We start from the raw sequence: 14,225 nt of genomic DNA on the forward strand, positions 1-14,225 counted from the left end.
TTCGCGGGCCCGCGCCCCTCACCGGAAGGGCCGCAGCTTCATGTGGCGGTTGGCGTCCTTGTAGAGCAGATAGCGGAAGCGGCCGGGTCCGCCGGCGTAGCAGGCCTGCGGGCAGAAGGCGCGCAGCCACATGAAGTCGCCGGCCTCGACCTCCACCCAGTCGCGGTTGAGCTTGTAGACCGCCTTGCCCTCGAGCACGTAGAGCCCGTGCTCCATCACATGCGTCTCCAGGAATGGGATTACGGCGCCCGGTTCGAAGGTGACGATGTTGACGTGCATGTCGTGGCGGACGTCGAGCGGATCGACGAAGCGCGTGGTGGCCCAGCGGCCGTCCGTGCCGGGCATCCCGACGGGCGCGGTCGTCGCCTCGTTGGTGACGAAGGCGTCCGGCGCGGGGATGCCGGGGACGGCCTCATAGGCCTTGCGGATCCAGTGGAAGGTCGCGGGCGCCGCGCTGGCGTTCTTCAGCGTCCACTTGCAGGAGGGCGGCAGGAAGGCGTAGCCGCCCTTGCCCAAGCGATGCTCGGTGCCGGCGATGGTCAGCGCGATCTCGCCCCCGACGACGAACAGCACGCCTTCGGCCTCGGGATCAGGCTCCGGCTGGGTGCTGCCGCCGCCGGGCGACACCTCGACGATGTATTGCGAGAACGTCTCCGAGAAGCCGGAGAGGGGACGCGCGATCACCCAGGTCCGGGTCTTGTCCCAGAACGGCAGCGCCGAGGTGACGATGTCGCGCATCACGCCCTTGGGGATCACGGCGTAGGCCTCGGTGAACACGGCGCGTCCGGTGAGAAGATCGGTCTGCGGCGGGTGGCCGCCCTGCGGCACGAAGTAGTTCGGCTTGTCCATCGTCGTCTCTCCTGCGCGCGGATCGGCACGCCCGCGCGCCATGATTCAGGGGATGCTCAGAAACAGCGGCTGGTCGAGCCACAGCTCCTCGAGATTGTCGGGGCTCATGCGGTCGACCACCATGAAGCGGGAGGCCTCGTCGAACACCAGCAGCGGATGATGCCAGACGTTGCGCGCGTAGTTCACGCCCTGGCGTCCGCTGGCGGCGAAGGCGCGGTAGCTCGCGGGATCCCGCGGATCGGCGCAGACCAGCACCAGCCAAGGCCGGTCCTGCAGTGGCATGAACAACTGGGTGCCGAGCGGATGCCGCTCCATCAGCCTGATCTCGATCGGGAGCGGCCGCAGCTTGGCCTCGAACAGGCTGATATTGACGCCGACGCCGCCCGAGGTGACGTCGATGGCGGCGAGGCCGTTGCAGCGGCGGGCAAAGCCCTGGTTGATGTCGATGGGCTGGGCGCCATCGGTCTCGACGACGTCGCCGAAGGCGGCGAACGCGGCTTTCGTCAGCGGCTGCGGCGTGAGCGCGTGCATCCCGCCTCGCGTGCCTCAGATCGCTTCGCCGCGCGCCAACGTGGCGGCGCTGCGGATCGCGGCGATGTTGCTGCGATAGGCCTCCTCCGTGCCGCCCTTGAACACGGCGGAGCCTGCGACAAAGGCGTTGGCGCCGGCGGCGGCGAGCGCGCCGGCATTGTCGCGGCCGACGCCGCCATCGACCTCGATATCGATCGGCCGGCCGGCGGTCATCGCCCGCAGATCCTGGATCTTGCCGATCGCCGAGGGAATGAAGGCCTGGCCGCCGAAGCCGGGATTGACCGACATGATCAGCACGAGGTCGACGAGGTCGAGCACGTATTCGATGACGTTGAGCGGCGTCGACGGGTTGAGCGAGACGCCGGCCTTCTTGCCGAGCGCGCGGATCGCCTGCAGCGAGCGATGCAGATGCGGGCCGGCCTCGGCATGGACCGTGATGTGGTCGCAGCCGGCCTTGGCAAAGGCTTCGAGATAGGGATCGCAGGGCGTGATCATCAGATGCGCGTCGAAGATCTTGGTGGTGTGCGGGCGCAGCGCCTTGATGACGTCAGGGCCGTAGGAAATGTTCGGCACGAAATGGCCGTCCATGACGTCGAGATGGATCCAGTCGGCCCCGGCGGCATCGACGGCGCGAACCTCCTCGCCGAGCTTGGAGAAATCCGACGCCAGGATCGAAGGCGCGATGACGAGCGGACGCGGCGTGAAGGGCTGGGTCATGGACGGCTGTTCCAGTGCGATCGGGATTGTCGCCGTATCATGCAGGGGCCAGTCCGGCAACGCGAGCAGGAAAAATCTGCCGGGCGCGGCATGAAGTGCCGGGTTGGGGCATCCGCAACATCGCGAAATGTCCGGACATATCAGCGGTTTGGCGATGGCATGGCGATTGCGAGGAGAGCGGACGTTCGCATGTCGCCGCCGTTCGCTGCGGCCTTCTCGGAGTTTCACCATGTGGTTTGCACTGGGGGCCGCGGCGTCGGTCCTGGATGGACTGCAGTCGCTGGGATCCACCAAGTCTGGTTCCGGCAAATCGGGCAATGCTGGCGGCGGGCTGTTCAGCCTCAGCGGCGGCAACGCGGGCAGTTCCGGCAATTTCGCCCCGTGGTCGAGCTCCGGCAGCAGCAGCTCGGGGCAGATCGCGCCGGAGACGATGAACGCGCTGCTGGCGGCGCAGAGCCAGTCGGGAACGACGTCGAGCGCGAGCTCGAGCGCCAATCCGCTGCAGGACCTGTTCTCGCAGATCGACGGCGACGGCGACGGGCAGATCACGAAGTCGGAATTCGAGACTGCGCTCGGCGCCGGCGGCACCAACCTTGCGAATGCCGACAAGGTGTTCGGCAAGCTCGACAGCAACGGCGACGGCAGTGTCAGCATGGACGAGCTGACATCGGCGCTGAAGGGCGCGGGCAGCGGTCGTGGCCATCATCGTCATCAGGCCGGCTCTGGCGGGTCGGGCAGCAGCGGCAATTCGTCGGGAGCAGGAGCGGATGCGCTGATGCAGGCGCTGTCGGGCGCCTCGAGCTCCTCGTCCACCAACAGCGACGGGTCGACCACCACCACGATCACCTACGCGGATGGCTCGAAGGTGACGCTGACGACGCCGGCGGCCACCACCGCGTCCAGCGCTGCGACCTCGTCCTACAACATGATCGAGAAGCTGATCCAGCGGCAGTCCAACATGCTGTCGGCCTCCACGACTTCAACGACCGCGGTCAGCGCGTAGGCTCAACTGCCGAAGCGGCCTTGCCAGGACGGCAGCGCGCCGGCGAAGGGCAGCGGCCTCGCGTGATAGACGCCGCGGGCGATCGCGCGCGCCAGGACGTTGGCCGCGACCATGCCGAGCTCGCTCAGCTCGACCAGCGGCTCGATCGGCCTGGCGCAGGTCGCCGCCGCGAACACGATGTCGCCGTCGAGCGGCAGATGCACCGGATAGATCGCACGCGCCATGCCGGTCTGCGCCATCATCGCGAGCCGCTTGGCCTGCGCCTTGGTCAGGACGGCGTCGGTCACGACGAGGCTGATCGTGGTGTTCTCGGAGGCCGACGCCGCCGGGCCGCCCTTGATGCGCATCGCCAGCATGTCCGGCGTGAAGGCGGCCGGCAGGCCGCGGCCGCCGAACTCGCCGTCGACCTCGTACGGCGCTGCCCAGAACCACGGACCGTCGCCGACCGTGACGCTGCCGACCGCATTCACGACCGCGACGGCCGCGACCTTGATGCCGCCTGTCGTCGTCGCTGACGCCGAGCCAAGTCCGCCCTGCAGGTTGGCGGTGGTGGCGCCGAGCCCGGCACCGACGCTGCCGAGCGCGAAGGTCGTGTCGGCCGCCGCTGCGGCCGCATAGCCGAGCTCGCGATAGGGCGCGTAGCGACCCCAGGCCTTGTTGCCGCCGTTCAAGAGGTCGAACATGATCGCGCCGGGGACGATCGGGATCAGCGCGTCGCGCACGGCAAAGCCGCGCCCCTGTTCCGCCAGCCAGGCCTGGATGCCGCTCGCGGCCTCCAGCCCGAACGCCGAGCCGCCCGACAGGGCAATGGCGTCGACCCGTTCCACGGTATTCGCAGGATCGAGCAGAGCGTCCTCGCGCACCCCAGGCCCGCCGCCGCGGATGTCGATCGCGGCGACCGCCGGCTGATCGAACAGGATCGCGGTGACGCCGGATGCGAGCGCCGCGTCATCGGCGTGTCCCACGCGCACGCCAGGGATGTCGGTGAGGAGGTTCTGCACGGTCGCCCTCGCTGCAGGTGATGATGCCGGATGGATAGCGCGGCCGACGCGGCGGCTCAATGCAACAGCGCGCTGCTTCATCGCTCCAGCGCGATGCGGATCATGCGTGCGAGCTCGGGCTTGCGGTAGGGCTTGGGCAGCAGCAGCACGCCGGCGTCGAGGCGGCCGTGATGCACGATCGCATTCTCGGTATAGCCCGAGGTGAACAGCGTCCGCAGCGACGGCTGCCGCGCGCGGGCGGCATCGGCGAGCTGTCGGCCGTTCATGGCGCCGGGCATGATGACGTCGGTGAACAGCAGGTCGATCTCCGGATGGCGCTCCAGCACGTCGAGCGCCTCGGCGGCATTGGCTGCGGCCAGGGTGGTGTAGCCGAGGCTGCCGACCTGGGCGATCACGTGCTGGCGTACCAGCGGATCGTCCTCCACGATCAGGATCGTCTCGTTGCCGCCGCGCGCGTCCGGCGCCTGCAGGCCCGCGCTGGCGGCCGGAGCGGACGCCGAGTGCGGCAGATACAGCTTGATCGAGGTGCCGTGGCCGACCTCGCTATAGATCTTGATATGGCCGCCCGACTGCTTGACGAAGCCAAACACCATGCTGAGGCCGAGGCCCGTGCCCTTGCCGGTGCCCTTGGTCGAGAAGAACGGATCGAACACCTTCTCGAGATAGGCGGGCGGGATGCCGCAGCCGGTATCGCTGACGGCGATCATCACGTAATCGCCGACGGCAACCTCGCTATGGGCGTCGGCATAGTCCTGGTCGAGCGCGACGTTGGCCGTTTCCAGCGTCAGCTTGCCGCCCTGCGGCATCGCATCGCGTGCATTGAGCGCGAGGTTGACGATCGCGGTGGCGAGCTGGTTCGGATCGGCCAGTGCGGTACATGGATCGGAGCTGAGCGTGCGCTCGATCTCGATCTGCGCGCCGAGCGTCGGCTGCAGCAAGGCTGCGGTCTCGTTCAACAGCGCGTTGACGTCGAGATCCGTCGGCTGCAGCGGCTGCTTGCGGGCGAAGGCCAGCAACTGCCGCGTGAGCTGCGCGCCGCGGTCGGCGGAGTCGTCGATCAGCTTGGCGACGGAGGCGAGCTCCGGCCGGTCGGACACGGCGTCGGCAAGAATGCCGATGCTGCCGGTGATGACGGTGAGGATGTTGTTGAAGTCGTGGGCGACGCCGCCGGTGAGCTGCCCGACCGCCTCCATCTTCTGCGCCTGGCGGAATTGCGCCTCGGCGGCGCGCTTCTCGGTGAGGTCGCGGCCGACGAAGAAGTGGCGCTGCACCGGGTCCGACCAGCTCGCCATCCAGTTCAGGACGACGCCGCGGCCTTCCTTGTGCAGGAGCTGCGCCTCGAAATTGTGGACGTCGCGGCCGCGGCGGCAGGCGCGCATCTGGCTACGGACCGCCTCGAGCTCGGGCGGAAAGACGAAGTCGCTGGCATTGCGGCCGACCATCTCCTCCGGCCGGTAGCCGAGCACGTCCACCGCGCTCGGGCTGACCTGCATCAATTGTCCGTAGGAGTTGGCCACCAGGATCAGGTCCTGCGAGGTCTCGAAGATGCGGCGGCGCTCCTCGGTCTCACGGGTCAGGGCGGTTCGGGTGCGCTTGCTCTCGGTGATGTCGCGCGCGACCTTGGAGGCGCCGACGACCGCGCCACGCGCGTCGAGAATCGGGGACACGCCGAGCGACACTTCGATCTCGTGGCCGTCCTTGTGGCGGCGGATCGTCTCGTGATGCTCGATGTTCTCGCCGTCCCCGATCCGGCTCAGGATGCGATCGACCTCGCTGCGCCGTTCCGCGGGCACGATCAGGCCGATGTCGTGGCCGAGCGCCTCGTCTGCGCGATATCCGAACAGGTGTTCGGCAGCGCGGTTCCATGACGTGATCTTGCCCTGCAGCGTCAGCGTGATGATGGCGTCGCTGGAGGATTCCACCACGGCGCTGAACAGCCGCTCGCGCGCGATGAAGCGTGCCCGCTCGCTCTCGCTCTCGCGGCGCTGCCGTTGCAACAGCCGCGTGAGTCTTGCCTGCAGACTGACATTGTCCGCGAGCAGGACGCCGAGCACGAAGCTCGCTGCCAGCAGGCCATAGATGCGCCCTGCGTAGTAGCCGAGGTCGAACCGGGCGGCGTTGAGCAGCGAGGAGAGCGAGAGATCGAACAGCCAGGCGCACAGCACCACCATGACCCAGAGGTCGAGAATGCTGTGCGGCCGGCGCAGCGCCAGCACGAGCAGGGCAGCCGACGTCACGCACCAGATGGCGCCGACCACGATCTTCAATGCCGGCGTGGCAGCGTCGGCGCGGACGAGCGCGGGCAGCGCTGCATCATGGGCGATCACCGCCCAGGTCAGTGCCGCAAGCGCGATCGCCACGCCGAGAATGGCGACCGACAGCGACAGCGCGACGGATTTGACGGGTGTCGGATGGACACGGTCGTGCAGCGCATAGGCGAGAACGAACAGCGGGAACGCGCCGTGCCAGATCATGTAGATCCACACCGCGGTCTGCGGACCTGCGTCGAGCAGGCCGCTGTGAGAATACAGCCCCGGAAACACCAGCGTATGCAGCAGCGACGCCGGCGCGGTGAACAGGTAACCGGAGGCCAGCCACAGCAGTGGTCGGGAGCGCAGCAGCACGAACTGGGAGAACAGCAGGAACGCAGTGATGAGATCGTTTAGCGCCAACGCCGATTGGTAGCTCGCGACGAACGCAGGCACTGCCGGCAACTGCACCTTTGCAAAGGGAGCGGCAGCGGCAAACAGCAGGGTCGAGATCGCAATCGCAGCCAATGCTGCGATCTGGTCTCGGCGCGTCGCGGTGGACGTCGACAGAAGGACTTCGCGATGATCCTCGATGCTCTGCATCTCCAGGAATCCTGCGCAACAGAGCCAACGTGCAAAACGCGGCGGCCACCACTTGTACGCGATAAAAATCAATGTTCTAATGAAGGTTGTATGGTACCAGATCGAGACGTTCTGTAGAATGAGTCGATAGTAGAAGTAACTGCACCTTTACCGCTAATGAGATAAATATACCGGTAGTTGTGCTCGATTTCCTTCGATGTTGTAGGCTGTCCAACGGAAAAATTCTGGAGAAGTTGATGCCACGGATTCTGGTGGTCGACGATCAGAAGGATGTGCGCGCCATGATCTCCATGGTGCTGCGCGTCAATCAGTTCGACGTGGTCGAAGCGGGAACCGCCGCGTCCGGACTGCAGCTGTTCCGCGACCAGGCATTCGATGCGGCCATCGTCGACATCTATCTCGATGATTCCAATGGGCTCGATCTCATCGGTAGCATGCGTGCGCTGGTTCCCGACGTGCCGGTGGTCGCCGTCTCCGGCATGAACGCCTTCGATGGCGCGTCGATGTCGGACGAGCTGACCCGTGTCGTGTACTTGCAGAAACCGTTCCGCCCGGCGGAGCTGATGCGCGCCGTCGAAACGGCCCGGTCGGCAGTCGCGGCGAAGGGGGCCGCATCGCTTTCGGCCTGTGCCGGCTGAGCCGGCCTGCTACTTTCTCTCCGTATGACGGAGTTTCGCAATTTCCTTCAGACGTTTCGACAAAACGCCCCGGTCGATGACCGGGGCGTTTGCATCCAGCTGATGATCGAAGCGGGAGTTCCTATCAGGATCCCTTGCCGCCGAGCTCGGCGTAGCCGCCCTTGGCGTCCCATTTGTAGACGACGTAGTCGATCTGCTTGATGTCGCCCTTGGCGTCGAAGCCGAGCTTGCCCAGCACCGTGTCCCACTCGCCGGCCTTGATGGTGTCCATCACCTTCTTGGCGTCGGTGGTATTGGCCTTCTTCACCGCCTGCGACCAGACCTGGATCGCGGCGTAGGTGTAGAGCGTGTAGCCCTCGGGATCGATGTTCTTGGCCTTGAACTTGTCGACGATCGCCTTCGCGCTCGGCTTGTTGCGCGGCTCGGGGCCGAAGGTGAACAGCGTGCCTTCCGCGGCAGGACCGGTGATCGAGGCGAACTCCTTGTCGTTCATCGCGTCGCCCGCCATCAGGATGGTCTTGAGACCCTGGTCGCGCATCTGGCGCAGGATGAGGCCGGCTTCCTGATGATAGCCGCCGACATACACGAGATCGATGTTGTCACGCTTCAAGCGAGAGACGATCGCGTTGAAGTCCTTGTCGCCCTTGTTGTAGGACTCGAACATCTTCTCGGTGACGCCGGCCTTGTTCAGCGCCTTCTTGGTCTCGTCAGCGAGACCCTTGCCGTAGGTGGTCTTGTCATTGAGGATCGCGATGTTCTTGCCCTTGAAGTTCTTCGCGATGTAGTTGGCGGCGACGAGACCCTGCTGATCGTCGCGGCCGCAGACGCGCGCCACGTTCCACAGCTTGCGCTCGGTGAACAGCGGGTTGGTCGAGGCGGGCGTGATCTGCAGGACGTTGCTGTCGGCATAGGCCTCGGAGGCCGGGATCGACGACGACGAGCAGAAATGGCCGGCGACGAACGGAATGCCGGAGCCGGCGAGCTTTTCGGCAACCGAGCGTGCCTGCTTCGGATCGCAGGCATCGTCACCCACCTGCAGTGCGAGCTTCTTGCCGAGCACGCCGCCGGCGGCGTTGAGGTCGGCCACCGCCATCTCGGCGCCGTTCTGCATCTGGCGGCCGAAGGCCGATTCACTGCCGGTCATGGGGCCGGCCACGGCGATGTTGATGTCTTCGGCGAAAGCTGCGGTCGAGAACGCCAGCGATGCGCCCAGAGCCAAGCCGATGAGTTTGAGTGGTTTCATGAGAAATCCTCGCGGGGGGTAGGTCGACACGGAACGGCCCGAACGGCGGGCCGCAGACCGCGCGCATTGTGGCTGATTTTCCGGCGAAGTCACCGGCAATTTTTGACCACACCTACGAAGGACTAAGGCCATTCTGGCCGGGTTTTGAGGGCCCGCCTCAGTGGCGGCCGCCCTCAAGATAGGCGGCGCGGATCTCCGGCCGCTGCAGCAGCTCGGTGCCGGTGCCCGACAGCGTAATCATGCCGTTGACCAGTACGTAGCCGCGATGGGCGAGCTTCAGCGCATGATTGGCGTTCTGCTCGACGATCAGCACGGTGAGCCCGTCCTGGCGGTTGAGTGTCCGAATGGCGTCGAAAATCTGGCGGGCGATCAGCGGCGCCAGGCCGAGCGAGGGCTCATCCAGAAGCAGCAGGCGGGGCCGGCTCATCAGCGCGCGCCCGATCGCAAGCATTTGCTGCTCGCCGCCGGACAGCGTGCCGCCGCGCTGGTCCATGCGCTCCTTCAGCCGGGGAAACAGCGCGAAGACGCGCTCCAGCGTGGCGGCCCGCTCGGCGTCGGTCGTCTCGCCGGCATCGGCGCCCATCTGCAGGTTTTCCGCCACGCTCATGCGCGGAAAGATGCGGCGTCCCTCGGGCGACTGTGCGATGCGCAGCCGCGCGATCTGATGCGTCGGCACCTGCGTGATGTCGTTGCCGTCATAGACGATGTGCCCGGAGCTCGCGCGCGGGCGGCCGAAGATCGACATCATCAGCGTCGACTTGCCGGCGCCGTTGGCGCCGATCAGCGCGACGATCTCGCCGGGCTTGATGTCGAGATCGACGCCCTTCAGCGCTTCGATCTTGCCGTAGGACGCGCGAAGATTGCGGATCGCGAGCAGGGACGCACTCACGCCTCGGCCTCCATCACGGCTGCGGCCTCTTCCTCATCGGTGCCGAGATAGGCGGCGATGACCTTCGGGTCGTCGCGGATCTCGCGCGGCGTGCCCTCGGCGATCTTGACGCCGTAGTCCATCACGACGACGCGGTCGGAGATTTCCATGACGACGCTCATGTCGTGCTCGATCAGCAGGATCGACGTGGCGTGATCGGCCCGGATCGACAGCAGCAACTCGCTCAGCGCCGCACTCTCCCGCGCGTTGAGGCCGGCGGCCGGTTCGTCGAGGCAGAGCAGGGCCGGCGAGGTGCACATCGCACGCGCGATCTCCAGCCGGCGCTGGTCGCCATAGGCCAGATTGCCGGCCGCGTCGTCGGCGCGGTCGATCAGACCGACGCGCTTCAGCCAGAACACCGCATTGTCGATCGCGCTCTGCTCGGCCGCGCGCCACGAGGGCACGCCGAGCAGGCCGAGCAGCGTCATGCCGGACGCGCGCATCAGCGCGTTGTGCTGCGCGACCATCAGGTTCTCGAGCGCCGTCATGCCCGGAAACAGCCGGATGTTCTGGAACGTCCGCGCCACCTTGGCCTGTTTGGAGATGTTGAAGTCCTTCAGCTTCTGCATCTCGAACTGCGCGCCGTCATCATGGGTCAGGCGGATGACGCCGGAGGTCGGCTTGTAGAAGCCGGTGATGCAGTTGAACACGGTGGTCTTGCCGGCGCCGTTGGGGCCGATCAGGGCCGTGATCTGCGTGCGCTGTGCGGTGAACGACAGCGCATTGACGGCGACGATGCCGCCGAAGCGCATGGTGAGGTTTTCGAGTGCGAGAATGGGAGCGGAGCTCATCCGTGGCCTTCCTTGACGAGGTCCGAAGAGATGCTCTTGGATTTTTCCAGGAATACGGTCGGCGCGCGATGGCCGACAATGCCGCGGGGACGCCAGATCATCACCAGCACCATGGCGAGACCGAACACCAGCATGCGGTAGTCCTCGAGGCTTCTGAACAGCTCGAAGCCGCCGATCATGGCGAGCGCCGCCAGTGCCACGCCGAGCTGCGATCCCATGCCGCCGAGCACGACGATGGCGAGCACCAGCGCCGATTCCTGGAAGGTGAAGGATTCCGGGCTGATGAAGCCCTGGCGCGTCGCGAAGAAGGCGCCGGCGAAGCCGCCGAACATCGCCCCGGTCGCAAATGCGGTCAGCTTGGTGGTGGTGATGTTGATGCCGAGCGCGCGGCAGGCGACCTCGTCCTCGCGCAGCGCTTCCCAGGCGCGGCCGATCGGCAGCCGGCGCAGCCGGATGGTGACCCAGTTGGTCAAGAGCGCGAGCGCCAGGATCAGATAGAACAGGAAGACGATGCGATGCGTCGGCGAGAACGGGATGCCGAGCATCGACGCAAGGCCGCCTTCGCCCGGTGTGAGCGGAATGCCGAACAACGTCGGTCGCGGAATCCCGGAGACGCCGTTGGGACCGCCGGTCACGTCCTGCCAGTTGATGAGGACAAGGCGGATGATCTCGCCAAAGGCCAGGGTGACGATGGCGAGGTAGTCACCGCGCAGCCGCAGCACCGGAAAGCCGAGCAGCACGCCCCAGAATGCGGCGAGGATGCCGGCGAGCGGCAGGCAGATCCAGAACGACAGGCCGAAGGTGGTCGAGAGCAGGCCGTAGGAATAGGCGCCGACGGCGTAGAACGCGACGTAGCCGAGGTCGAGCAGGCCGGCGAGACCGACCACGACGTTGAGGCCCCAACCCAGCATGACGTAGGTGAGGACCAAAATGCCGAGGTCGAGGATGTAACGCTGATTGTAGAAGATCACCGGCACCAGGAGGGTGAAGATCAGCAGCGCCGGCGCGAGATAGCGGCCGGCGACCGACATGCCGCTCTGCACGGCCGGCGGAACGAAGCTGCCGAGGCCGCCACGCGGTCCGAGCCATAGCCGCAGCAGCTCGACCACGATCGAGCCGACGAACACCGCCGCAACCAGGCTGGCGAGGTCGCCGAAGCGGGTCCAGTATACGAGCTGGCCGCTCTGGCCCGCTTCGGTGCGGACGCCGACCATCAGGGAGAACAGGCCGAGAGCGACCAGTGCGCTGAGAAAGGCCTTCCTGAGGATGAAGGCGGCTCCAACCGGTTCGGAGCCTTTCGACGAGGCGGGAAGGGACGCGCTCACGCGGACTCCATCTTCAGACTTTTTCGACTTCGGGCCGGCCGAGCAGGCCGGTCGGCAGGAAGATCAGCACCACGATCAGGATCGAGAACGCCGCGACGTCCTTGTACTCCACGGAAAAATAGGCCGACCAGAACGTCTCGATCAGTCCGATCGCGAGGCCTCCGAGCATCGCGCCCGGCAGCGAGCCGATGCCGCCGAGCACCGCCGCCGTGAACGCCTTGATGCCGGCGACGAAGCCCATGAAGAAATCGACCAGGCCGTAATACAGCAGGTACATCATGCCGGCGACGGCGGCGAGCGCCGCGCCGATCACGAAGGTCATCGAGATCGTGCGGTCGACGTCGACGCCGAGCAGTGCCGCCATGGTCTGATCCTGCTCGCAGGCGCGCATGTCGCGGCCGAGCCGTGTGCGGGATACCAGCCAGGTGAATAGCGCAAGCAGGACGATGGTGGTGATGACCACCACGATCTGGATGTTGGAGAGCTGGACGACGAAGCCGCTCGCGCCCTCGTGCAGCGTGTAGCCGCCGGTGATGATCGGCGGCACCGGCTTGACGCGCGCGCCCTGCGACACCTGCGAATAGTTGGTGAGCACGAACGACATGCCGATGGCGGACAGCATGGGCGCCAGGCGGAACGAGTGCCGCAGCGGGCGGTAGGCGACGCGTTCGATGGTCCAGCCATAGAGCGCCGTGATGGCCATCGACACCAGCAGCACGATCAGCAGGATCACCGGAACCGCAGTCAGGCCCAGCGATACCAGCACCAGGAAGGAGATCAGCGCGATGAAGCCGCCGATCATGAAGATGTCGCCATGGGCGAAATTGATCATGCCGACGATGCCGTAAACCATGGTGTAGCCGATGGCGATCAGGCCGTAGATCGAGCCGAGGACGAGGCCGTTGATGAGCTGTTGCGCGAAATAATCCATGAACTGCCGTGGGTGAGACTGCCGATACCGGTTCGCAACGCGGCGGGGGCCTTGCAGAGCGGGTGCTGGTATGCCTGGAGATGCACCCGCGCCCAAGGCGACGCGTGCGGCAGTACTAACAGCTAGGAACCGGGTGCCGCAACAGCGTGCAGTGCCACAATTGCGGGCTTATCCCGCCTCCTTTGATGGCGCGGTTCCCCTGCCTTCCTCGGGGCCGGCCGTCGCCATCAAACGAACGCCAGGGAACCCAGCACCGAGCGCCGAAAAGGGGGGTTCTCGCACTGGTTGCGGCGCCGCTATATGCCGCTACCGCTGTCTTCCGGCGGCCCAGGCACTTTCCCCATCAGCTTCGACTGAAGCCGGACCAGGGCGTCGCGCAGCCGCGTCGCCTCGTCGTACCGGGTTTCCCGAGCCAGCAGGCCGGAGAACGGATCTTTCACCATGGTCTCGGCGCCCTGGGCGAGACGGCGCATCGGCGTCGCCACCCATTGCGCGGCGAAATTGAGCAGGACCAGAATCGAGAACACGCCGCCGGCAACATTGAACCAGAACGAGCGCACCAACTGGCGGGTCGGGGCCATCGCGGCAACGGCGTCCTGCCGGACCAGGACGGACCAGCCGAAGCTCGGCAGATCGGCGTAGCCCACGGTGGGGATGGTGACGGTGAAATAGTCCTTGTCGTCGGGCCATCGCTCGATGAGCGCGACCGAGGCCCCGCGGCTTGCGGCCTGCGCCGAGCCGATCGTCAGTTGCTTGCCGACGAGATCCGGCGGCCCGAACAGCACGATACTTTCGCGCGACAGCAACACCAGGTCTATGTTGCGCGACGCCAGCGCCGCGACGGATTCGATCACCCATTTCCAATCGACTTGAGCCCCGATGACGCCGCCGGGAGTGCCGTCGCGCATCAGCGGAGCCGACATGGCAATGAAGCGGTACGATCCCGAAGCGGTCTGCGACAACCGGTCTAGCGCCTCCGACTCGTGGGCATCAACAGCCGTCGGCGTCCCGAGACCCTGCCGGAACCAGCGCATGTCGGCCACGCTTCGTCCTTCCAGCATCCGGTCCTTGCTCGCGATCACCTTGCCGCCGGGGTCGGCGATGCCTAGCCAGGCATAGCGCGGCTCGAGCTCGCTCACGAACTGGATCTGTCGGCGCGCCTCGGCGACGTCGGCTGGGTCGATGATCGCGGCGAGCCGCGACACGTCGCTCCACGTGCCGTACATCTGTCGCGCCAGCAGGTTTGTGCTGAGCTCACCGCGGGTCCTCAACTGCTCGATCGCGAGTTCCTCGCCGCGCCGCTGCAGAGACGCCGAATAGAGAATGGCCACGGCCAGCGCCGTCACGAGGATCAGCGTCGCGCCGCCGAGGAACACCGTAGTCTGTAAGCTCCACCGTCGCCTGGTCATCGTGTTC

At 66.3% G+C, this 14,225-nt stretch carries 13 protein-coding genes; 2 read left to right on the forward strand and 11 right to left on the reverse strand.

The annotated features are described in order from the left end of the window. Nucleotides 1-18: 18 nt before the first annotated feature. Genes QX128_RS25360 through rpe form a run of 3 tightly spaced genes read right to left on the reverse strand, consistent with a single transcriptional unit; the run spans nt 19 to nt 2,097 of the window. Nucleotides 19-849 (reverse strand): bifunctional allantoicase/(S)-ureidoglycine aminohydrolase, encoded by an 831-nt coding sequence (locus QX128_RS25360; protein WP_316176884.1) that lies wholly within the window; start codon nt 847-849, stop codon nt 19-21. Nucleotides 850-894: 45 nt separating this feature from the next. After that, on the reverse strand, nt 895-1,380 hold the full coding sequence (locus QX128_RS25365) for an ureidoglycolate lyase (protein ID WP_316238834.1): 486 nt from the start codon (nt 1,378-1,380) through the stop codon (nt 895-897). Between the two features lie 15 nt (nt 1,381-1,395). Further along, entirely contained in the window at nt 1,396-2,097 is a 702-nt protein-coding gene (rpe, locus tag QX128_RS25370) for a ribulose-phosphate 3-epimerase (protein WP_315801151.1), read from the reverse strand. A 229-nt stretch (nt 2,098-2,326) separates the two neighbouring features. Between rpe and QX128_RS25375 the strand changes: the two genes are divergently transcribed. Further along, on the forward strand, nt 2,327-3,100 hold the full coding sequence (locus QX128_RS25375; protein WP_316176888.1) for an EF-hand domain-containing protein: 774 nt from the start codon (nt 2,327-2,329) through the stop codon (nt 3,098-3,100). Between the two features lie 2 nt (nt 3,101-3,102). Here the strand turns inward: QX128_RS25375 and QX128_RS25380 are convergent, their stop codons facing one another. Continuing rightward, on the reverse strand, nt 3,103-4,101 hold the full coding sequence (locus QX128_RS25380) for a P1 family peptidase (RefSeq protein ID WP_315801149.1): 999 nt from the start codon (nt 4,099-4,101) through the stop codon (nt 3,103-3,105). Between the two features lie 77 nt (nt 4,102-4,178). Further along, the gene (locus QX128_RS25385) at nt 4,179-6,953 is read right to left on the reverse strand and encodes a PAS domain S-box protein (RefSeq protein WP_316238835.1); all 2,775 of its coding nucleotides are present in this window, start codon (nt 6,951-6,953) and stop codon (nt 4,179-4,181) included. A gap of 236 nt (nt 6,954-7,189) precedes the next feature. Between QX128_RS25385 and QX128_RS25390 the strand changes: the two genes are divergently transcribed. Beyond that, nucleotides 7,190-7,591, forward strand: a complete 402-nt coding sequence (locus tag QX128_RS25390; protein ID WP_315801147.1) for a response regulator — start codon at nt 7,190-7,192, stop codon at nt 7,589-7,591. Nucleotides 7,592-7,715: 124 nt separating this feature from the next. Here QX128_RS25390 and QX128_RS25395 read toward each other — a convergent pair whose 3' ends face one another. From QX128_RS25395 to QX128_RS25420, 6 genes are all read right to left on the reverse strand, one after another. Next, nucleotides 7,716-8,834, reverse strand: a complete 1,119-nt coding sequence (locus QX128_RS25395; protein WP_316238836.1) for a branched-chain amino acid ABC transporter substrate-binding protein — start codon at nt 8,832-8,834, stop codon at nt 7,716-7,718. Nucleotides 8,835-8,991: 157 nt separating this feature from the next. Continuing rightward, nucleotides 8,992-9,723: an ABC transporter ATP-binding protein gene (locus QX128_RS25400; RefSeq protein WP_315801146.1), complete on the reverse strand. Its 732-nt coding sequence runs from the start codon at nt 9,721-9,723 to the stop codon at nt 8,992-8,994. Further along, complete coding sequence (locus tag QX128_RS25405) at nt 9,720-10,553, reverse strand: ABC transporter ATP-binding protein (RefSeq protein ID WP_315801145.1); 834 nt, start codon at nt 10,551-10,553, stop codon at nt 9,720-9,722. The genes QX128_RS25400 and QX128_RS25405 overlap by 4 nt, the downstream gene beginning before the upstream one ends. Further along, nucleotides 10,550-11,878 (reverse strand): high-affinity branched-chain amino acid ABC transporter permease LivM, encoded by a 1,329-nt coding sequence (livM, locus tag QX128_RS25410; RefSeq protein WP_316238837.1) that lies wholly within the window; start codon nt 11,876-11,878, stop codon nt 10,550-10,552. Before livM ends, QX128_RS25405 begins: the two co-directional genes overlap by 4 nt. A gap of 13 nt (nt 11,879-11,891) precedes the next feature. Further along, nucleotides 11,892-12,809 (reverse strand): ABC transporter permease subunit, encoded by a 918-nt coding sequence (locus QX128_RS25415; protein WP_315801143.1) that lies wholly within the window; start codon nt 12,807-12,809, stop codon nt 11,892-11,894. 296 nt (nt 12,810-13,105) lie between these two features. Next, on the reverse strand, nt 13,106-14,185 hold the full coding sequence (locus QX128_RS25420) for a hypothetical protein (RefSeq protein WP_315801142.1): 1,080 nt from the start codon (nt 14,183-14,185) through the stop codon (nt 13,106-13,108). Nucleotides 14,186-14,225: the final 40 nt, after the last annotated feature.

This window comes from Bradyrhizobium sp. SZCCHNR1015, assembly GCF_032489875.1.
Classification (GTDB): domain Bacteria; phylum Pseudomonadota; class Alphaproteobacteria; order Rhizobiales; family Xanthobacteraceae; genus Bradyrhizobium.